Origin of the sequence: Geobacillus uzenensis, assembly GCF_002217665.1 — a bacterium.
Taxonomy (GTDB): domain Bacteria; phylum Bacillota; class Bacilli; order Bacillales; family Anoxybacillaceae; genus Geobacillus; species Geobacillus subterraneus.
Map to the genome: position 1 here is coordinate 684,785 of NZ_NEWL01000006.1, position 19,192 is coordinate 703,976.

Genomic DNA, 19,192 nt, shown 5'->3' on the forward strand with positions numbered 1-19,192 from the left:
CTTATCGCCGCTTTGTCATTATATGTATGCGGCTAATAGAAACGGTAGAAGGAAAAAATTACTTCTTGCGTAAAAAAGGACGCAGTGCCTGTTCATGCTCCGCCGATCCCCAAAGCCCGGCACACCGATCGATCTCGGCGAAAAACTGTTCGCGAAACCAAGCTGTTCGCCATTTTTCGCACGATACAGCCTTATAGGCTTGCAAGACAGTGAGCGATCGTGCCGCATAAGGGGCAAGCTGCGCCTGCCATTGTTCGCGCCAACGATCAGCCGGCAGAACGGCATCGGCCCAGCCGCACGCCGCCATCGCCTCAGCCGTCATCGGCTCGGCGCGCAACAACAAGTCGAGCGCCCGCGCGTATGGAAGCTTTTCCAACAGCATGGACGCGCCGCCCCAGCCGGTCGTAATGCCGAGCTGGCCTTGAACAAACCCAATCCGGCTTCCCTCCTTGACAAAGCGGAAATCACAGGCGGTCGCGAGCTCGCAGCTCCCTCCCATTGCCGTTCCGTTGACGAGCGCTGCTGTCGGTTTTGGAAACGTCAATAGTTTGTACAGCAGCTCCCCCATGCGCGTAAGCATTTGTTTTGCCTCCGCGCCGCGCAAATGTCCGAACTCGCTTAAATCGCCGCCCGAACAAAACGCCTCGCCGCCGGCGCCCGTAATGGCGAACACTTTTACGCCGTCATCAGCCGCCGCCTGCTCGATTGCCTGTTCAAGGGCATGCATAACGGCAAAATTGATCGCGTTGCGCTTTTCCGGGCGGCAAATCGTAAACAGCGCGACGCCGTTATGATGTTCCACCATCGCTTCCATGCCATGTCTCCCCTTTCGTATGATAAATTGGGCATGGATGCACCATTTTCCTGCCCCGCGGCGAAAAAACGAATCCGCGGACAAACAGCGTTGATTTTCCCCAACCAGTGAACTACCCCCACTTAATTTTCTAGCGAAAATTTGAAGTGGGGGCTTCCAAAGAAGTTTGACTGCTTCAAGCAATCCTTATTCTTTGAGGCGTGTCCACTTCGCCGCTAGAGCATAAGACACTCAGTCATATTTTCCTTGTTTGGCAAGACTGATCAAACCAAAGAAAGATTTAAAGGCTTCATTGACCTTTTTTAAAATTTGCTGTGCCATGTTGCTGTTTAACAGCTTATAGTTTTCGTTAGTTTTTGCAAGATGATCGTTTTTCTCATAATTAAGAAATTCCTTGTGTTCAAAATAGTATTGTCTGACATTGTACAATCCGACGTTGTACATGTTCTTGGCAATATGGCACAGTTCTCGAAGAGTCAAGTATTCTTCTTTGGTCAAACCATTTAGCTGTTGTTTGATACAAAAATACATTTTTTCACCTCCCATCTAACTATATGATACTATATTTTACTGAATCTATCCTATTTTCAACAAAATATAGTTAAGGCGATTCATCTCCCACTTACTCCGCTTCGCTTCGTTGAAGTGGGAGTCTTCTCGCCTAATTAAGATAAAAAAGGCTGTCCTAGTTTCGGACAGCCTGTCGCGCGATGCCGGCGATTATTTGTTGACGACATCTTTTCCTTTGTATGTTCCGCATGCTTTGCAGACGCGGTGCGCCAACTTCCATTCGCCGCAGTTCGGGCATTGCACCATGCCTGGCACTTGCAGTTTAAAGTGTGTACGGCGCAGTCTTTTTCTCGTTTTCGATGTTCTTCTAAAAGGTACTGCCATCGTTCCCACCTCCTTGTCCGGCACATTCAGCTTATCGATGCCGGCAGGCGGACGGCCGCTTGTGTTGGACTTCCGCCTGCCGGCAAACAAGGCAGCTGCCGGACGGTGCGCATTTCATCGGCGCCATCGACCGGCAACGCCGGTAAATGTCATTCCTCGTTTTTCTCTTCAAAAAACTTGGCCAACCCTGCTAGACGAGGATCGACTTTGCTCGCCGCTCGCTGTTCCATCGCCTTCTCCCATTGCTCTTCCGAGAGGACGTCCCATCCTTCTCCGTGCTGCGGCGCCCCGTCGGCGGCCGGATTGTCAGCAATGAGCTGCAGCGGGATTTCTAGCAAAATAAGTTCGCGAATAATCGGATTCAGATCAATCGTTTCCCCGGTTACGACATGAGTATCCTCGTCCGTTTCGACAAAGTCGCCGCCGTCAGCAAAAAACGTCTCCGTCGTCTCGATGGAAAACGGATACGCCACATCGACGAGCGTCCGAGAACAAGGCAACACCATCGTCCCCGACAACGTCAAATGAAACGTAAACTTTGTCGAACCGACGTCCGCTTTTCCTTGGACGCGAACCGGTGAAATATCACGGATCAACGTGTCGATTTGCTTTAAATCAGACACATCGACCGTCTCATCAATCGCCATTTCTTTATGCTGGAAACGGCGAAGCTGTTGAACCGTCCATTTCATATGATCACCTCAAGGCAACGAATAAAATTATACGTTCCGTTTTTATTTTTGTCAATGTTTTTTCTTTACAACCGTTGTCCCTTTCGGAAAAGAGAAATGAGGCAGGAGGAAAGGCATACTCCCATCATTGCCAAATTTCGCTGCCGGCATGCACGCTTTCGTCTCGCGGCAACTGCGCAAAAGTCGACACCGCTCCACCTGCCTGCCGGCGGCGCTTTTATCTCTTTGGCAGGCCCCATCCTTATACCCGCAGTTGACCTCCGCTGCCGCTTATTCCATACTAGATGACATACAGGAGGTGTAGCCATTGACAAACGATCGTTTTGGCATCGGGCGACATGAATTCCGTTCGGGAGGGCGGCTATGAAAGCCGTCGGCGTCATCGTTGAATACAATCCGTTTCATAACGGCCATTGGCATCATCTGCAAGAGACAAAAAAAACGACGGAGGCAGACTGCATCATTGCCGTCATGAGCGGAAATTTCCTGCAGCGCGGCGAACCGGCCATCGTTTCGAAATGGGCGCGGGCGAAAATGGCGCTGGCGGCAGGCGTTGATCTCGTCATCGAGCTGCCGTACGCGTTCGCTGTTCAAGCGGCGGAGCAGTTTGCATATGGAGCGGTGCAGCTGCTTGATGCCCTCGGCTGTCAGGAGCTTTGCTTCGGCAGCGAATCAGGAGACATTACCGCCTTTTTGGCTGCCGCGGAAACATTGTTTCAACAAAAAGGAAAGTTTGACGTCCTCGTCCGCGCCGGGCTTGCGCGCGGGCAAAGTTTCCCGAAAGCGAACGCTGAAGCGTGGCGGCAGCTCGGTTCCGCCCCGCTCGACTTATCCAAACCGAACAACGTGCTCGGCTTTGCGTACGTGAAAGCGATTCAGCAACATAAGCTGGCGATCGTACCGCGCACCATCCCGCGTCTAGCGGCCGGGTATCATGACGAATCGTTTTCCCATCCGTCCATCGCCAGCGCGACAAGCTTGCGGAAAGCGCTTGGGAAAACCGGACAGCTGGAACAAATCGCCGCGTACATCCCGCCTGCCACCGCCGAACAGCTGCGGCGATATCGAGAGACGTACGGGCGCTGGCACAATTGGGAGGCGTATTTTCCGTTGCTGAAATATCGGCTGCTGACGGCCACTGAAGGGGAACTGCGCCGCATTGCCGGAGTTGAGGAAGGCATCGAATATCGGCTGAAGCAAAAAATTGCCGGCGCCGAAACGTTCGCCGCCTTCATCGCCGCAACGAAGACAAAACGGTACACATGGACGAGGCTTCAACGCCTATGCGTGCATGTGCTGACGAATTTCACGAAGGAGGAACAAAATCAGGCGTCCACTCCGACGTACATCCGGCTGCTCGGCATGAACGACACCGGCCGCCGCTACTTGCAGCAGGTGAAAAAGAAGCTGATGCTGCCGCTCGCCGCCAAAGCGGCCAAACTGAACGGCGACCCGCTGTACGAGCAGGAAAAAAAGGCGACAGCCGTCTATGCTGCCGCCTTCCCTGAGCCGTTGTACAGCGCCGCGCTGAAGGAAGAATACGCGACGGCGCCCATTTACGCCTCCGGCATGGAACGCAAATAGCGGATCGCCTCGTCAAACGTATCGACCGGGACGATTTTCATCTTCGTCCCGATTTTTTTGGCCGTCCGGACCGCCTCCCGGTAGTTCGATGATGGTGCACCGTGTTCGTTCGGAGCGAAGAACACATCCGCCCCTTCGCGGTCGGCCGCTACCACTTTTTGCGAAATGCCGCCGATCGGGCCGACCTCCCCGTGAATGTCAATCGTTCCGGTGCCGGCGATTTTCCGTCCTTTTGCAATATCCTCATCGACGAGCTGATTGTAAATTTCAAGCGAAAACATGAGTCCGGCCGACGGGCCGCCGATTTGTTCCGAATCGACGTCCACCGGCGGGTCGGTGCGAACGTCATAATCCGTCATCAACGTCACGCCAAGGCCGACCTGATTCGGATGGTTCGGAAACGGCTTCAACACAAGCTCCGCTTCATGCTGCTCCTTGCCGCGGACAAACGTGACACGGACACGATCACCGGCCTTTTTTCCCCGAACGTAGTTCACCATTTGTTCGAGCGTGTTGAGCGGCCGGCCGTCGATCGCGGCAATGCGGTCGCCGGCTTCGAGGCGCCCGGCTGCCGGCATATCAGGAAGGACGCTCATCACGTACACGCCTTTCGCCTCATACGTGGCCGGCTTTCCAGCGTGCCGGTAGGCCACGACGATCGCCGCCTCTTTCGACTGTTCCATCAGCTGAAGCTGGCGCATCGTATATTCTTTATCGCTCTCCCCTTCCCGCTTGATCTCCTCGACTGGGTGCAGCTCATAAAACGGGCGGATATGGGCGAGCAAATACGCGACAACATTCGCCCGCCCCATGCGGACCGTCGTCAGCATGAACGTTCCCGCATCGCGGTCGCCGTGTTCGACATGAACGAGCGGCTTTAAATTTTGCGCGCTTCCCGGCATCGTCACATAATACGGCAGTTTCATAAAAATCAGCAAAAAAGCGAGGACGATCCCAAAGAAAAATGCTGCGATGTACGTCCGTTTTTTCATTCGTGCCCTGGCTCCTTCCACTGTTCAATCGCTTGGCGGATCGCTCCGATCTGTCTCCGCGCTTCTTCCTCGCCGCGGGCGATGATTTCCTCAACATCGGTAAACGCCCGCGAGCTGTACCGCTCAACACGCGGCCGGATCATCACATCCGAGGCGAGCTGGCGGTAAGCGACGAGCTCGGCTTGCAAAATATCGAGGCTCTGCCAGATGACATCGACAATCGATGCAATTTCCGCCTCCGTGTTAAGCGGGGCGACATCGACGGCGATGACGATATCCGCTCCCATCGACCTTGCGACCGACACCGGCACCCGGTCGACGACGCCGCCGTCGACAAGCAGCCGTCCGTCTATCTCGGCCGGCACAAAAATGCCGGGAATTGAGATGCTCGCCCGCACCGCCTGGGCTGCTTCTCCTTGCCGGAATACGACTTTTTCCCCCGTCTGCAAATCGGCGGCGACAACCGCGACCGGCGGAGAAAGCTCCTCGATTTGCTTCCCTTTCGTCAACAACCGGATGAACTCGGCGATGCGCTCGCCGGCGATCAATCCCATTTTCGGCACCGTCCAGTCGAGAAAATCGTTGCGCCGGAACGATTTGGCAAGCCGGTAGAGCCGGTTGAGTCCGTGGCCGCTCGCATAAAGGACGGCGATCAGCGCCCCGATGCTGCTGCCGGCCAAGCAGGACACCGGAATGTCTTCTTCCTCCAATACTTTCAATACGCCAAGATGGGCAAATCCGCGCGCCCCTCCCGAGCCGAGCGCCAATCCGACTTTCGGCGGCACGATCCTTCCCCCTTTCGCTGCGGCGCTCCCCGCTTTCATCTTATGGTCTAAAACGCCCCCCTATGCTCGTATATTAGGTTATATGAGGTTGTACCGCGCGAAGCCGCGCAGCGAGAAAAGGGGGGGGAACATTGAAACGAAACTGGGGAACGAAACTAAAAACGGCACTGCTCGCTTCCGCCGTCACCTTATTCGCGTTTTCGCTCATTTGCTACCCAAAGCAGTCGCTTGAGGCGTCCATTCGCGGGTTAAATATGTGGTGGGAAGTCGTCTTTCCGTCGCTCTTGCCATTTTTCATCGTCTCGGAGCTGCTGATTAGCTTTGGCGTCGTCAACTTTCTCGGCGTCCTGCTCGAACCGCTGATGCGCCCGTTGTTTCGTGTCCCGGGCGTCGGCGGGTTTGCCTGGGCGATGGGAATGGCGTCCGGCTACCCGTCCGGAGCCAAGCTGACCGCCCGCCTGTACCAGGAAAAGCAACTGTCTACCATTGAGGCTGAGCGGCTTGCTTCCTTCACCAATTCATCGAACCCGCTGTTCATTTTTGGCGCGGTCTCGGCCGGATTTTTCAACAACCCGCATCTCGGTCTTGTACTGGCCGTTTCTCATTATTTAGGGAACATTAGCGTCGGATTGATCATGCGGTTTCACGGCATCCGGAAAGAAAAGGGGCGGCCAAAGCGAAGCCCCCGGCCGTTTTCATTTCCGTACGCGCTGCGCACGTTGCACAAAACGCGGTTGAAAAACGAACAGCCGCTTGGCAAGCTGCTCGGCGACGCTGTCCGCTCTTCCGTCCAAACGCTGCTAATGATCGGCGGTTTCATTATTCTCTTTTCTGTCGTCAACAAACTGCTGTACATGATGCACTTGACTGAACAGCTCGCTCCGTTGCTGCGCCAGCTGCTTCGCCTCACCCAGCTGCCGGAGCAGCTTGACATCCCGGTGTTTTCCGGCTTGTTTGAAATTACACTCGGCAGTCAAATGATCAGCCAAACAGAGGAAGCCATGCTGCTTGAAAAGGCGGTGGCGACAAGCTTCATCCTCGCTTTCGGCGGATTTTCCGTTCAAGCGCAAGTGGCCAGCATCCTTGCCGAGGCCAACATTCGCTTTCAGCCGTTTTTCGTCGCCCGTCTGATGCATGGAGTGTTCGCGGCTTCATTTACATACTTGCTTTGGAAGCCGTTGTATGTACGGACAGCCACCGGAGAGCCGGGCAGCATTCCGGCGTTTCTTCCCGCCGTCCCGGGCGGCGCTTGGGACGAAGGCTGGCGGCTGCTGCAGCAATATGGACCGCTCGTGACGCTTCTCTTTCTTTGCCTTTATATATGGCTGACCGCCAAAGCGGCCAATGGAACCCGCGGGCGCTTGTAACCGTTAGGCGCCCGGCCTTCGGGCTCATCCAGCGAGTAAAGCTGCACGGTCCTCGTTCCGTTGTCAGTCGGCTTCATCTGCTCATCAATATGCGTCCAGCTTCAAAGCCGCGCTTCAGCTGCCAACTGGAGAGTGTCCTCCCCTTGGCTGTCAGTCGGCGGCTGCGGACGCAAATTTCCGCTTTAACGCCGCTTCCACGACCGGGGGGACGAGCTCGGAAATGTCGCCATTATATTTCGCCACTTCCTTGACGATGCTCGAGCTTAAAAACGCATACTGGCTGTTTGTCATCATAAAAAACGTTTCGATGTTCTCATCGAGGACGCGGTTCATCGACGTAATTTGCATTTCGTACTCAAAATCGGACACCGCCCGCAAGCCGCGCAAAATGGCGTTCGCCTTTTTGCTGCGGGCATAATCGACAAGCAGGCCGTGGAACGATTCAACATGAACATTTTCGAGCGTCCGCGTCACCTCGCGCAGCAACTCCATCCGCTCCTCGACGGTAAACAGCGGCTTTTTCGACGAATTATTTAACACCGCCACATAAACTTGGTCAAACACTTTCGCTCCCCGCTTAATAATATCCAAATGCCCATACGTCACAGGGTCAAAGCTCCCCGGGCAAACGGCAATGCTCGCCATCGCTTTCGTCCCCTTTCTGTTCGTCTATCCGGCGATAAATGGTGATGCCGGTAATGCCATACGTTTCGCGTTTCCATTGCCTCAAGTTGCCGACTTCTTCCGGCAGCTCGGCCCCGGCGGGATGTTCGGCGACGACAACGCCGTCCGCCTCTAGCAGGTCACGCTCGGCGATCAACGATAAAAGCGTCGGCCATTTTTTCTCCTTGTACGGCGGATCGAGAAAAATGGCAGAGAAGCGCAAGCCGCGTTTCGCAACCGCCTTTAAGGCCCGCTCGGCATCATTGCGGTAAATTTCCGCCCGTTTCTCAAGCCCGCAGGCGGCAACGTTTTTTCGGACCGTTTGCACCGCCTTCGCATCGTGATCAACAAAAACGACACGCTCGAGCCCGCGGCTGAGCGCTTCAATGCCTAAACCACCGCTGCCGGCGAACAAGTCAAGGCCGATGCCGCCCGCAAAATACGGCCCGATCATATTGAAGATCGCCTCTTTGACTTTATCGGTCGTCGGACGCGTCGACACCCCTGGAACCGCTTGCAGATGCCGGCCTTTGCACATTCCGGAAATGACTCTCATCGCGTTTCACCTGATTCGTCGTTTTCACCGTAATCTTACCATAAAGTCGTCCATCGTCAAACCGAAGAATTTTTTATCAGCGCATGTATAGAAATCGGCAAACCGTCCATAATGAGTAATGGCAACATCGTTAATGGCGTTGTTGCCAATGACGGAGAAGACTTACGTTTCCCCATAAGTTCTTCCTCCGGTTTCTCCTCTCCCTTTTCTTTTTTCTTTCCGTTCCTTGTTCCGCTCCACGCGGAGGCAAGGAACTGGAAAGGACCTTGCGGATCATTTGAACCGCAAGGTTTTTTTTTGATTGCAATTTTGGCAGATGACCGGTAAAGTTAAGGATGGACGATGATTGCAAGGGGGACCATACATGATCCAACGTTTTATCGAACTTGGTGAAGGCTACTCCGATATATATGAATTGATCGAGCTGGCGCGGGCCAATCGTCATCGCTTATCCGGCTTCTTTGCTTTCCATACGGTGAAAAAAGACCGGCCCGTCGTCTCCTTGGCTGTTGTTCTTCATCCAACCGACCCGGGTGACTTTCAGCCGCTTTATATTTGCCGCGAAGGTATTCCCGATCCGTCCGTCAAGCCGAACAAACGGTACGAACTGTTCGCGGAAACCGCAAAAGAGCTTAACACAACCGTCATCCACCTCAATGTCAAGCCATCGACAATGTTCGCTGATCTTGACCTATACTATCAACACTTAATCGGCATTATGCGGATGAACCGCTTTATTCCGCCGCTTCAATAGCGAGAAAAGAGCAGGCCCTGCGGCTGATGCCAGACGGGGTCTGCTCTTTTCTTTCATCCAAGCGGATACGGGGAGTCTTTTTCCTTCTCCCCTTTCGGTTCAAATTCCAGCCTTAAAAACGGTCGGTACGACGGCTCGACCCGCTTGACAAACGGCAGTGCGGCAAGCTTTTTCATCATATGGTCAACTTGTTCCATATCGCAGTAAAGAACCGCATACTTCAGCCGCTTGGAAATGTAATGAATGTTGCCAAACTTGCGCAGCTGTTTTCCGTATTTCAGTGAATGAAGCCAAACGATAATCCCTTGCCGTTTTGGAAACATAGTCCCTTCCCCTTTTTTTCTATGTGCGGCAGCCGCAGCCTCCGCCGCTCCCGCAACCACCGGAACAGCCAGCCGACAAAAAATATGGATTCCCGGTGGGCACTTTCACGTGTTCCGATACGGCCTTGCCGATCAGCACGCTAATGTCGTCAAGCAGCTGCTGCAGCGCCCTTTCCGCCTCTTTAAAGGCGGCGACCGTTTCATGCAAGTCAAGCTCCCGTTTCGCTTCGCGCACTTCTTTCATCACGTCGCGGTAATCGGGATGGTATTTGCCGAAGCGCTGCACTTCCTCGTACCGTTCCTTCAACTTGACAAAGCGGGCGATCAGCTGCTGGGCGCGGCGGTCTTGCTTGAGCCGCCAAAACGCGCGGCGATAGTCGTCCGCTACGTCTGATTCTACAACCATGTTCGCTAATGCTTCTGCTTTATCCAAAATCTCGATGCGCTCGAGAGTAGCAATCCTCACAAATATGGCACCTCCATCATTCATCATATCATGAATGACGGAAAAATGGAAAGAGAAGAGATGAGACGAGGAAAGCATAAAAAAAGGATATCCGAAAGCCGGAAAGACTTTATCGGATAGCCTTTTTAGCGAACTGCCGATCCCGCAGTGCCACCTTGCCTTATGCCAGCGCGCTGGCGCGGATATTCGAGCGCCTTGTATATGTTTAGTGGACAGCAGACTGCACAGGCCTCTTTATGGAATCTCGACGTCAAACTCATGTGCCATGCCAGTCATCTTTCCATCGTTATAGGCGAGCTCAAGGCGAATGACATGCTTTCCGCTTGGCAGACCGCGCACGACAAAGGCGGCTGTATACACTTCCGTCATCTTTTGCCCGTTGATATACACGTTGATGTGCCCGCCGCCGTTCCCTTTGCGAAACGGAAATTGAGCGGCAAAACACTCAATGAAGACGTCGTTCCCTTTCACCTCATGCTTTACTTCGAGCAGCCCGGCTGCCGATGATGCATGGGGGGCAGCTGCCGTTGCGTCCGTCCGGCCGATCGCAGGCGTCAATAACAGTATAGCGCATCCGAGCCATACAATCCATCTCAGCAAAGACATCACTCCCTTTCAAGGCTAGTCTTTGCCGTTTGCCGTCAAATTAATCGCGCAACGCTTTAAACATTTGCCACATGAGCGAGGCCATTTGTAGCGATTGAGCCATTTTTTCTACCTTATCGGGGATTGTTTGCTCATAATGGCGCAAGGCGGCCAACTGAAACGCCGACAGCTCATGCGGGCGGCGGGCAAGCAGCCGATACCAGCGCGGCTGTTCGCGCAAAAACGCACGCAACATCGGGTTTGCCTGCACATATTGCCATACGTCCTTTCTCATCGCCACCACCCTTTAGTCTTTGCGGAACGAAAACGGGTGCTCCTCTTTGTTTGGACGCTGCAAGCCGGCCCCTTGAAATTCAGACAGAATGCGTTGAATCGCGGTGATCGCCTGTTGGACGTTCGCCAAATGTTTTTGCACTTCTGCCGCATCAAGCTGCCCGAGCATTGCAGCCAGCTTATCAAGCCATTTGTTTGTTCCTTTTTCTTCCTCTTTCTTCTTACCGCTTGCTTCGCGATACGGGTCCCATATTTCATCGTCTTCCCCGAACAAATACCAATCCTCGTACACTTGCTTCCACGTCTTTTTGCCGCTGCGCACCTCTTGGATGATTTTCGGGTGTTTTTTTACAAACTGTTTGAACTGTTCAACCGAAGGATGCAGAGGCTTGGCCATGGCGGTTCTCATCCCTTTCATCCACTCATGCCTATCTGCCATATCATATCGCGCCCAGCAAGCGAAGGTGCGCCCAATTTTTACAGCGGGGTAAAGAAGTTTTGCGTGTAATAATCGTCATAGACGCCAACACCAAGGTGAGTGAATTCCTCATTTAGCATAATTTTCCGATGCTTCTCACTGTTGAGCCATCCAGCGGTCGCCTCTACACCATCCACCTGGTGGGCAGCGATATTTTCCCCGGCCAATTGGAAAGAAACGTTCAACGCGCCGAGCCGTTTGGACAAATCGCCGTATTGCGGCGACTCGTGGGAGAAAAACCGATGGTCATGCATATCCCGGCTATGCTTGGCGGCGGCGGCGGCCGCTTTGCTATCCCAAATAAGAGGGGGGAGGCCATGACGGCGGCGGATCAAATTCGTCCAGTCAAAAATTTGTTTCGCATTGGCTGCATCAACGTTTCGTTGCTCTTCTTCCGACAAAGGGGCGGCCGCGGGCAGGCGGCCGCGGTAAACAAGCTCGTACGGCCGCAACTTAACGAACGTTTCCGCGTCCATCAGGCGAACGGCCGCCACGCTTCCGGTAAACCGGTCGATGTACAGCTGAGCATACGCATCGCCGACTTTGACGACCGGCCTTGACGAGTAGTCTTGTTCAGACAGTTCAAACCGGTATGTTCCGCTGCTTAGCTTAATTTCAACGTTCGATAAGACCGGCATTGTTTGGAAAATCGTCTGCAGGCGCTGACCGACCGCAAACGGCTCGACGTTCACCTTTTCTCCGCCGACCAAAGCGGTGACAACCTTGCCGCGAAGCACGCCGATTTGCACGTACGATTCAGGACGGCGGCTGTACACCCACCAATCATAACCATAGGCGGATGGGTCGATCCGATCTGGCGCACCGAGCTGTTTTTCCGCTTCTTGCGCCGGTTGGCCGATCAAGGCGACGATGCCAGCGGTCGCCTTTGGCTCTTTCAGCAAGTAGCCATCTGTCTTCGGTTGCTCCGGAGGGCTTGGCGGCGGCGGGCTCGGTGCGAAGTAATAAAACCCAATCATGAATAACAAAAAAAGGAAGAACCATTTCACGCAGCAACTCCCGCTTTCTACACAATATCCTTACTGCCATTATAGCCGTTTTTCAAAGACAAAAAAAAGAGGACGCCCAAAAAGAGCGTCTTATCCGGTGAAAAGAAGGCACGTCTTGTCCGTTTGGTTAATGGACGGTATGTTGTTCGGAAATCTCGCTCAGCGCACGGCCGGCGCTTTCGTCGGAATAGCGGTTCGTCGCCAAATCACCGAGCGCCACAATGCCGACTAAACGGCCATTTTCAACAACTGGAAGGCGGCGAATTTGATGGCGCGCCATCACGTCTGCCGCCTTTTGCAACGAATCGTCCGGAGACAGCGTCACAAGATCGCGGCTCATTACTTCCGTCACTGCCGTCGAGCCGGGGTGCTTTTCCGCCATACCGCGCACGACTAAATCGCGATCTGTAATCATCCCAACAAGACGGCCATCATCGACGATCGGAATGGCGCCAACATTAAATTCACGCATTTTCACCGCCACTTCGTAAATGTTGTCGAGCGGAGTGCAATATTGCACATCGGTGGACATGACGTCCCGTACTGTTTGCATGGCCCGTCTCTCCTTTCTGTTTGTTATTGTGCGCGCCGTAGCGAGAAAAATACACGCAAAACGGAAACAATGGGAAACAATTCGTTGAAAAGCAAACCGTTTTCGTACTATTATAAATGAGGGGATAATTTCCGTTTTCGCGCTTTCCATACTGCGTTGTTAGGAGGAAGAAAGATGAAATTTGAAAATAGCGGACTGGAAAATCAGACGGTTAAACTGTCCCGCCTTGATGACATGATGGAGCGGCTCGGTTTTGTGCGCGCGGCGCAATGGGATTATGAACGAGTCACGTACGACCGGAAATACGTTATTAAGGAAGGGACATACTATTTGCGCGTTCAAGGGTACGCGGTCGAGGGAGATGTCGATTCGCGTTATGCCCTCATCAAGCTGCTCACGCCGATTTTAGGGAAACATTATTACCCGCATGGCGTCGAATACGGCGAGGGCGAGCATTTTCCATCTTCTCTTGTCAGCCAGTGCCAAAAAGTATTATCACAAATCAAAAGCGAACTCGAGAACATCAAAGAATAATGAAAAAACGCATGAGAGCTCGTTTCTCATGCGTTTTTTACGGCATGACAAGCCGCTTGACCATGACATCGATGGCCTCAGCCGCATACGGCGTCATAGCGGCAATCTCCTCGGCAATTTGCTGCTGCAGCCCGCGGCAAACAGCGAGCACCGGCGCCCCATACCGGATCGACAGCTTCACGGTGATGCGGCATCGGCCGTTTTGGGAGACAACTACAAACACATCGCAGTCATCGAGCACAACCTCTTCCCACTCACGCACACACATCATGACAACCGTCAGCAGCGTCGCTTCCACAGCGCTTCGCTTCCGGTATCGGAACGTATTCACCGCACACTCCCCCGCTCTGCATTCTCTGCTTATGTTATGCTATGCAGCGCCGGCGGCCGATGCTACCCGATTGGCTAAAAACCGAATACTGCTTTAATGAGCGAGGTCGTCTGTCCCCCCGGGTAAAGCACGTAAAGCAAGCAATATACAACAACCCCAGTTGAGGCGCTGCCAAACCAAATGATGCTTGTCACCGGACCGAGACGGCGGTGGCGGGCTCGCTGATCTTTTAATCCGGTCCAAAGCGTTACGAGACCAAACACCGCCCCCACCGTCGCTAAAACAATATGGAAAATGAGGAATGCTGTATAATACAACTTGATGTCCTCCGGTCCGCCAAAACTTGTGTTGCCGATAAACAACGTCCGCGACATATAAATGACAAAAAACAAAAGCGCAAAAGCGGCAGCGGTCAACATCACCTTTTTATGCGCTTCGATCCGCCTGCGGCTGATCAAGTACCAGCCGTAGGCGACAAGCAAAGCACTGATCACGATGCAGCTTGTGCTGATCGTCGGTAAAATCGCCATAGCTTCTCTCCCTTTCCTTCGTCTCTTTATGGCGTATGGCGCCTTACAGTTTCGTCGGCCGCGGCGCCATATCCATGCTCGGTTCTTTTTCTCGTTCTTTCCGATACCACTCGCTAAAAATAAAGAACAACATCACTCCGTATACAATTTCTTGAATAATTTTCATCAATACTCCGCCGAGCTGCTGATCATGAAGCGGGGACATCGACAAAAACATTTGCGGTCCGGTCAAATCAAGCGACGCCAACACCCCCTGCGGCACGCAAAGCGCCAACCCAGTCATCCATGCTTCCGGATCCGTGTACGTCTCATACAGCGGAGTGCCGGCGAAAATAATGAGCGCACAAGCCGGTGTGAGCAGCATGCCGTCGGCAAAAATATAGCCCATTTTTTTTAACCCGGATAATGTCGTCCATCCGGAAAGTTTATTCACAAGCGGCCACCACATGAAGAAGGCTGCAATGAAAATGACCGTTGTGACAGACGCATGCAAAAACATGTTCGTTTTCACGATGTCAAAAACCATTGGGACGTGGTACAAAGAAAATAACCCATTAAACAAAAGCAAAGACACAATCGGCTTTGTCAACAGCTGAAACGAACGGCGCACCGCTGCAATCCGGAACATCCGCTCATAAAACTGCTCCGGAATCCCTAAAATAAAACATTGCGGCACTGTTAAGTAAAGCAACGCCATTTGCACCATATGGGCGGTGAACGTCAAATGGCCCAGCAAGTCGAGCGGGGAGCCTTTGCATACGTAAAGAAGCACTATTCCTGTCAAAAAGTACGCTTTTTGTTTCCTCGAAACGGGGGCATCAAGGCCAAAGCGCTGCCGCCACGGTCCGGTGACTCCGAGATACAACAAGGCAACAGCCGCCAACGCCAACAGAAAAAACGGACTCCAAAGCGCAACTGGACCAAACATTTGCAGCGATTGAAACATAGAAATTCCCTCCTGCCTTGTCCTTTCCCCATTATACTACATGCCGCCGCATGAGCGCTATTAAAAAAAGGGGAAACCGGTGCTGCAACACCGATCCCCCCCTTTGCTTACCACCAAATGACCGTCGAAAACGCCCACACAAGCAGAAGCATGACAAGCACACCGCCGTACATAAACATCGATGGAAATTCATGCCCTTTATGACTCATATGCATGAAATAGTACAACTGAAACGCCACTTGCACGCCAGCTAAAAGCAAAATAAACGGAATGACAAACCAATGGGAAAACTCTTCGTAGCCGACCGCAGCAAAGGCGATGAGCGTCAATAAAATCATCAGCACAAAGACAATCACTTGATGACGCATCTCTTCCGCATTTTTCCGGCGGCGATACGCTAAGTCGATGCGCTCATTTCCTGAGTTCGTTTGGTTCGCCATACGTTCACCCCACCATTCCCATTAAATATACGACGGTAAAAATGAACACCCAGACGACGTCGATAAAGTGCCAATAAAGGCTCGCGACGTAAAACTTCGGGGCATTATACAAGTTTAACCCGCGCTTGGCATTGCGAATCATCAATGTTAAAATCCAAAGCAACCCAAACGCAACGTGGGCGCCGTGCGTGCCGACGAGCGTGTAAAAGGCGGACGCGAAGGCGCTCGTCGTAAACTTATGGCCTTCATGAACATACTCATAAAACTCATAAATTTCCAAGGCCAAAAACCCAGCGCCAAGCAGCACCGTAATGCCAAACCAAAGTTGCATTTTTTGAAAATCAAAGTTTTTCATATGATAAATGGCGTAAACGCTCGTTAAACTGCTCGTTAACAGAAGCATCGTCGCCATAAACACGATCGGCATTTGGAACAGCTCTTCCGCGGAAGGGCCGCCGTTCGTTTTGTCTTTGAGCGCCAAATAGGTGGCGAAGAGAGAGGCGAACAGCACCGTCTCTCCGCCTAAAAAGAGCCAGAAACCGAGAAACTTATTTTTCCCCTCAAGGGTGGCACGTTCCGGCGCCGCCGGGAACGTCTCGGCCGTCAGTTTTTCCTCCACGTGCATCAGGCGTTCGCCCCCTTCTTCTCAAGTTCAAGCACTTCCTCTTTATGAATGTGGAAGCCGTGATCATCAATCACCGAGCGCAAGAACATCGCACCGAGCGTAATGAGCAAGCCGAGAACGCCGACCGGCAAGCCCCAAGCCGTCTCTTGATGATACGTAAAACCGAATGCCGCGACAAACAAGCCAAATGAAATGATAAACGGCAAGAATGATGAATTCGGCATATGAATATCGCCAAGCGGCTCGGCCGGCGTCAATTCTTTTTTGCCTTCCATTTTTTCAAGCCAGAAAGCGTCCAACCCGCGGACGAGCGGCAGTTGGGCAAAGTTGTACACCGGCGGCGGCGAAGCGATGGCCCATTCGAGCGTGCGGCCGTCGCCCCACGCATCACCCGGCACTTTTTCGCCTTTTGCGGTCGTAATCACGATGTTAATGAGTAAAATGACCGTGGCGACCGCCATAAAGAACGCCCCGACCGTACTGATGAAGTTGCCGGTCTCCAATCCTTGCCCCGGCAAGAATGTGAACACACGGCGCGGCATTCCCATTAGACCAAGAAAATGTTGGATAAAGAACGTCAAATGGAAGCCGATAAAGAACAGCCAAAACGTCATTTTGCCAAGCGTCTCATTCAGCATGCGGCCAAACATTTTCGGCCACCAATAATGGGTTCCGGCCAGCAAGGCGAACACAACCCCGCCGACAATGACGTAATGGAAGTGGGCCACAACGAAATAGCTGTCGTGATACTGATAGTCGGCAGCTGCTGATGCCAGCATAACGCCAGTCACCCCACCCATAACGAACGACGGGATGAAAGCAACCGCATAGTACATCGGGGTCGTAAACTTGATGCTTCCGCCCCACATCGTAAACAGCCAGTTAAAAATTTTCACCCCGGTCGGCACCGCAATCGCCATCGTTGCCACAGCGAAGATCGCGTTCGCAATCGGTCCCATCCCGACGGTGAACATATGGTGCGCCCATACCATGAACCCTAAGAATGCGATCAATACCGTCGCAAACACCATCGACGAATAGCCGAACAGACGCTTTCGCGAGAACGTCGCAAAAATTTCCGAGAAAATACCGAACGCCGGCAATACAAGAATGTATACTTCCGGATGTCCAAACACCCAGAATAAGTGCTCCCAGATAATCGTATTACCACCGGCAGCGGGGTTAAAGAAGTTGCCGCCAAACAACCGATCCATCATCATGAAAATTAACGCCACAGTCAGCGGCGGAAACGCAAACAAAATGAGCGCTGACGTCACAAACGTCGCCCATGTGAACATCGGCATGCGCATAAACGTCATGCCCGGGGCACGCATATTAATGATCGTAACAAGAAAGTTGATTCCACCTATTAACGTGCCTATTCCAGAAATTTGCAATCCAAGCGTGTAAAAGTCGACACCGTGGTGCGCTTTCGAATCGAGCGCCAACGACGCATACGACGTCCAACCGGCGTCAGGAGCTCCTCCTAAAAACCACGAACAGTTCAAAAACACTCCGCCGAAGAAAAAGAGCCAAAATCCGAGCGCGTTCAAGAACGGGAACGCAACGTCGCGCGCGCCGATTTGCAACGGCACGACTGCGTTCATAAAGGCGAAAAGAAGCGGCATCGCAGCTAGGAAAATCATCGTCGTTCCATGCATCGTCAGCACTTCGTTGTACAAACCACCGACAAGAAAATCATTGTTCGGCTTCGCGAGCTGAATCCGGATGAACAGCGCCTCAAGACCGCCAAGCAGGAAGAAAAATCCTCCGGCGATTAGATACAGATGGGCGATTTTTTTATGATCGACTGTTGTCAAGTAATCCCATAAAACGGCGCCGACACCCTTTTTGCGAGTGATCGTACTCACAGTGAAACCTCCCTTTTATGCCTTATTCCACTTTTAAGCTCATTAAATATTTCGTCAATGCATCAAGCTGCTCTTCTGTCAGTTCGCCATATGTACCTGTCATTTTGTTTCCAGGCTTTATGCTTTCGGGATCACGCAGCCATCTTTTTAAGTTTTCTTCATTGTGTTCTAAAATACCGGCAATCCGTTCACGATCGCCAAAGTTCGCCAAATTCGGCGCTGTGCGTGCCGGACGCTTGTCCACCGGCGACACGGCATGGCAGCCAATACAGCTTTTATTGAAAATGGCTTCCCCTTGTTTGGCGACCGGATCTGTCACAACCGGTTTTTTCGCATTTTGCATTTTTTCGACCCAAGCATCAAACTCCGTGCGCGGCAACGGACGCACTTTGAAGTCCATCAACGCATGGGACGGCCCGCAAAGCTCCGCACATTTGCCGTAAAAGACGCCGCCCGCTTTGTCTGTCGCTTCTTGGTCAAAGACGAGCCAAAACTGGTTTTTGTTGTCGGTGTTTGTGTCCATTTTGCCGCCGACCGCCGGAATCCAGAACGAGTGTTTGACGTCTGACGCAATCAAATTAAAATAGACTTTTTCGTTCGTCGGCACGACTAAGTCTTGGCTCGTAATAATGCCGTAATCCGGGTATTCAAATTCCCACCAGTACGAGTTGGCGCGCACGTTGACCACAACCGTGTCTTTATCACGGTTCTTGTCATTCATCGGCTTGACATCCGCCAGCTTAAACGTCGCCGATACTGTCGGCACCGCTAAAATCAGCAAGAGGATAATCGGAATGACAGTCCAAATAATTTCCAGTTTATGGCTTCCTTCCACTTGCTTCGGAATTTTATTTTCTTCCCCTTTGCGCCGCCGGAAGCGGATGACAACATAGACGAAGATGATCGCTACGACGACAATGACGAGCACCATGATCGACGTGCTCAACAACATGAGCGAATACTGCATGTCCGCTACTTCACCGGCAGGCTGAAGCGTCGATAAAAACGGCTTGCCGCAGCCGGCGAGCAACAGCGCCATCATCCCGAACAAGGAAAATAAGCGCCAGTTTCGTAGCCCTTTCTTCATAGCCTAATCAAACCCCTCTTT

At 52.6% G+C, this 19,192-nt stretch carries 25 protein-coding genes and 1 pseudogene; 4 read left to right on the plus strand and 22 right to left on the minus strand.

What is annotated here, in order from left to right; genetic code table 11:
* Positions 1 to 58 precede the first annotated feature (58 nt).
* The 4 genes and pseudogenes from B9L21_RS10860 to B9L21_RS10875 form a co-directional block, all read right to left on the minus strand.
* Entirely contained in the window at positions 59 to 814 is a 756-nt protein-coding gene (locus B9L21_RS10860; RefSeq protein WP_063166385.1) for an enoyl-CoA hydratase/isomerase family protein, read from the minus strand.
* 234 nt (positions 815 to 1,048) lie between these two features.
* A pseudogene (locus B9L21_RS10865) lies at positions 1,049 to 1,345 on the minus strand (RNA-guided endonuclease TnpB family protein); the annotation flags it as partial.
* A gap of 189 nt (positions 1,346 to 1,534) precedes the next feature.
* Complete coding sequence (gene rpmF / locus B9L21_RS10870) at positions 1,535 to 1,708, minus strand: 50S ribosomal protein L32 (RefSeq protein WP_063166387.1); 174 nt, start codon at positions 1,706 to 1,708, stop codon at positions 1,535 to 1,537.
* A 149-nt stretch (positions 1,709 to 1,857) separates the two neighbouring features.
* On the minus strand, positions 1,858 to 2,400 hold the full coding sequence (locus B9L21_RS10875; RefSeq protein ID WP_063166388.1) for a YceD family protein: 543 nt from the start codon (positions 2,398 to 2,400) through the stop codon (positions 1,858 to 1,860).
* A gap of 363 nt (positions 2,401 to 2,763) precedes the next feature.
* Between B9L21_RS10875 and B9L21_RS10880 the strand changes: the two genes are divergently transcribed.
* Positions 2,764 to 3,984 carry a nucleotidyltransferase gene (locus B9L21_RS10880; RefSeq protein WP_063857298.1) on the plus strand — a complete coding sequence of 407 codons (1,221 nt, stop codon included), beginning with the start codon at positions 2,764 to 2,766 and terminating at the stop codon, positions 3,982 to 3,984.
* On the opposite strand, the gene B9L21_RS10885 is transcribed toward B9L21_RS10880, so the two are convergent.
* Together B9L21_RS10885 and B9L21_RS10890 are read right to left on the minus strand one after the other, a co-directional pair.
* A complete protein-coding gene (locus B9L21_RS10885; protein WP_063166389.1) occupies positions 3,957 to 4,976 on the minus strand; it encodes a SepM family pheromone-processing serine protease in 1,020 nt (339 codons plus the stop codon). The two genes, B9L21_RS10880 and B9L21_RS10885, sit on opposite strands and share 28 nt — an antisense overlap.
* Positions 4,973 to 5,800 (minus strand): patatin-like phospholipase family protein, encoded by an 828-nt coding sequence (locus B9L21_RS10890; protein ID WP_413229273.1) that lies wholly within the window; start codon positions 5,798 to 5,800, stop codon positions 4,973 to 4,975. The genes B9L21_RS10885 and B9L21_RS10890 overlap by 4 nt, the downstream gene beginning before the upstream one ends.
* Before the next feature lie 92 nt (positions 5,801 to 5,892).
* Here B9L21_RS10890 and ylbJ point away from each other — a divergent pair, with 92 nt between their 5' ends.
* The gene (gene ylbJ / locus B9L21_RS10895; protein ID WP_063166390.1) at positions 5,893 to 7,128 is read left to right on the plus strand and encodes a sporulation integral membrane protein YlbJ; all 1,236 of its coding nucleotides are present in this window, start codon (positions 5,893 to 5,895) and stop codon (positions 7,126 to 7,128) included.
* A gap of 150 nt (positions 7,129 to 7,278) precedes the next feature.
* Here ylbJ and coaD read toward each other — a convergent pair whose 3' ends face one another.
* Both coaD and rsmD read right to left on the minus strand, forming a co-directional pair.
* Entirely contained in the window at positions 7,279 to 7,773 is a 495-nt protein-coding gene (coaD, locus tag B9L21_RS10900; RefSeq protein ID WP_063166391.1) for a pantetheine-phosphate adenylyltransferase, read from the minus strand.
* The gene (gene rsmD, locus B9L21_RS10905; RefSeq protein WP_063166392.1) at positions 7,739 to 8,347 is read right to left on the minus strand and encodes a 16S rRNA (guanine(966)-N(2))-methyltransferase RsmD; all 609 of its coding nucleotides are present in this window, start codon (positions 8,345 to 8,347) and stop codon (positions 7,739 to 7,741) included. Before rsmD ends, coaD begins: the two co-directional genes overlap by 35 nt.
* Positions 8,348 to 8,711: 364 nt before the next feature.
* On the opposite strand from rsmD, the gene B9L21_RS10910 reads away from it, so the two are divergent.
* Complete coding sequence (locus B9L21_RS10910) at positions 8,712 to 9,101, plus strand: hypothetical protein (RefSeq protein ID WP_063166393.1); 390 nt, start codon at positions 8,712 to 8,714, stop codon at positions 9,099 to 9,101.
* A gap of 53 nt (positions 9,102 to 9,154) precedes the next feature.
* On the opposite strand, the gene B9L21_RS10915 is transcribed toward B9L21_RS10910, so the two are convergent.
* The 7 genes from B9L21_RS10915 to B9L21_RS10945 all read right to left on the minus strand — a co-directional run bounded on the left by B9L21_RS10915 (position 9,155) and on the right by B9L21_RS10945 (position 12,807).
* The gene (locus B9L21_RS10915; protein ID WP_063166394.1) at positions 9,155 to 9,424 is read right to left on the minus strand and encodes a YlbG family protein; all 270 of its coding nucleotides are present in this window, start codon (positions 9,422 to 9,424) and stop codon (positions 9,155 to 9,157) included.
* 19 nt (positions 9,425 to 9,443) lie between these two features.
* Positions 9,444 to 9,890, minus strand: coding sequence for a YlbF family regulator (locus B9L21_RS10920; protein ID WP_063166395.1), 447 nt, complete (start codon positions 9,888 to 9,890; stop codon positions 9,444 to 9,446).
* Between the two features lie 234 nt (positions 9,891 to 10,124).
* Positions 10,125 to 10,496, minus strand: coding sequence for a hypothetical protein (locus tag B9L21_RS10925; protein ID WP_063166396.1), 372 nt, complete (start codon positions 10,494 to 10,496; stop codon positions 10,125 to 10,127).
* 40 nt (positions 10,497 to 10,536) lie between these two features.
* A complete protein-coding gene (locus tag B9L21_RS10930) occupies positions 10,537 to 10,770 on the minus strand; it encodes a YlbE-like family protein (RefSeq protein WP_063166397.1) in 234 nt (77 codons plus the stop codon).
* Positions 10,771 to 10,782: 12 nt separating this feature from the next.
* Entirely contained in the window at positions 10,783 to 11,166 is a 384-nt protein-coding gene (locus B9L21_RS10935; RefSeq protein ID WP_063166398.1) for a YlbD family protein, read from the minus strand.
* An 80-nt stretch (positions 11,167 to 11,246) separates the two neighbouring features.
* Positions 11,247 to 12,254, minus strand: coding sequence for a CAP domain-containing protein (locus B9L21_RS10940; protein ID WP_063166399.1), 1,008 nt, complete (start codon positions 12,252 to 12,254; stop codon positions 11,247 to 11,249).
* Between the two features lie 127 nt (positions 12,255 to 12,381).
* The gene (locus B9L21_RS10945; protein WP_063166400.1) at positions 12,382 to 12,807 is read right to left on the minus strand and encodes a CBS domain-containing protein; all 426 of its coding nucleotides are present in this window, start codon (positions 12,805 to 12,807) and stop codon (positions 12,382 to 12,384) included.
* Between the two features lie 174 nt (positions 12,808 to 12,981).
* On the opposite strand from B9L21_RS10945, the gene B9L21_RS10950 reads away from it, so the two are divergent.
* Positions 12,982 to 13,341, plus strand: coding sequence for a YugN family protein (locus B9L21_RS10950; protein WP_063166401.1), 360 nt, complete (start codon positions 12,982 to 12,984; stop codon positions 13,339 to 13,341).
* A gap of 37 nt (positions 13,342 to 13,378) precedes the next feature.
* Here the strand turns inward: B9L21_RS10950 and B9L21_RS10955 are convergent, their stop codons facing one another.
* The 7 genes from B9L21_RS10955 to coxB all read right to left on the minus strand — a co-directional run bounded on the left by B9L21_RS10955 (position 13,379) and on the right by coxB (position 19,171).
* Entirely contained in the window at positions 13,379 to 13,672 is a 294-nt protein-coding gene (locus tag B9L21_RS10955; protein WP_063166402.1) for an Asp23/Gls24 family envelope stress response protein, read from the minus strand.
* A gap of 74 nt (positions 13,673 to 13,746) precedes the next feature.
* Positions 13,747 to 14,202: a DUF420 domain-containing protein gene (locus B9L21_RS10960; protein ID WP_063166403.1), complete on the minus strand. Its 456-nt coding sequence runs from the start codon at positions 14,200 to 14,202 to the stop codon at positions 13,747 to 13,749.
* Positions 14,203 to 14,245: 43 nt separating this feature from the next.
* On the minus strand, positions 14,246 to 15,148 hold the full coding sequence (gene ctaG, locus B9L21_RS10965; RefSeq protein WP_063166404.1) for a cytochrome c oxidase assembly factor CtaG: 903 nt from the start codon (positions 15,146 to 15,148) through the stop codon (positions 14,246 to 14,248).
* 107 nt (positions 15,149 to 15,255) lie between these two features.
* Positions 15,256 to 15,588 (minus strand): cytochrome c oxidase subunit IVB, encoded by a 333-nt coding sequence (gene ctaF / locus B9L21_RS10970; protein WP_063166405.1) that lies wholly within the window; start codon positions 15,586 to 15,588, stop codon positions 15,256 to 15,258.
* Positions 15,589 to 15,592: 4 nt separating this feature from the next.
* On the minus strand, positions 15,593 to 16,213 hold the full coding sequence (ctaE, locus tag B9L21_RS10975; RefSeq protein WP_033010279.1) for a cytochrome c oxidase subunit III: 621 nt from the start codon (positions 16,211 to 16,213) through the stop codon (positions 15,593 to 15,595).
* Complete coding sequence (ctaD, locus tag B9L21_RS10980; protein WP_063166406.1) at positions 16,213 to 18,084, minus strand: cytochrome c oxidase subunit I; 1,872 nt, start codon at positions 18,082 to 18,084, stop codon at positions 16,213 to 16,215. The genes ctaE and ctaD overlap by 1 nt, the downstream gene beginning before the upstream one ends.
* 22 nt (positions 18,085 to 18,106) lie before the next feature.
* Entirely contained in the window at positions 18,107 to 19,171 is a 1,065-nt protein-coding gene (coxB, locus tag B9L21_RS10985; protein WP_063166407.1) for a cytochrome c oxidase subunit II, read from the minus strand.
* Positions 19,172 to 19,192: the final 21 nt, after the last annotated feature.